This is a genomic window from Stenotrophomonas sp. SrG (assembly GCF_050031795.1).
Lineage (GTDB): Bacteria > Pseudomonadota > Gammaproteobacteria > Xanthomonadales > Xanthomonadaceae > Stenotrophomonas > Stenotrophomonas rhizophila_A.
Genome location: NZ_JBNBBE010000282.1, coordinates 1 through 269 on the forward strand (window position 1 = coordinate 1; position 269 = coordinate 269).

The 269-nt window shown below is 71.7% G+C and carries 1 pseudogene; it reads left to right on the top strand.

The annotated features are described in order from the left end of the window. Positions 1 to 269, top strand: a pseudogene (locus tag ACQG3P_RS19845) (glutathione S-transferase family protein); the annotation flags it as partial.

Here is a 269-nt window from a genome sequence, read left to right on the forward strand (position 1 = left end):
CCGGCGGCCGACACCCCGGAGCGGCTGCAGGCGTTGTCGTGGTGCGCGTGGGCCTATGTGACCTACGCGGCGATGAGCAACCGGCTGATGCTGGCCACCCGCGAAGGCCCGCTGCGCGACACTGTGCAGGCCGCCGCCGCAGGGCCGGGCGCGGCCGAGCTGCTGGGATTGCTGGAAGATCGCCTGGGATCGCAGCCCGGGATGCTGGGCGGCGATGACTCGCTGGTGGACCTGGTGGTGGCGCAGGTGGTCGGTTATGGCACCTACGT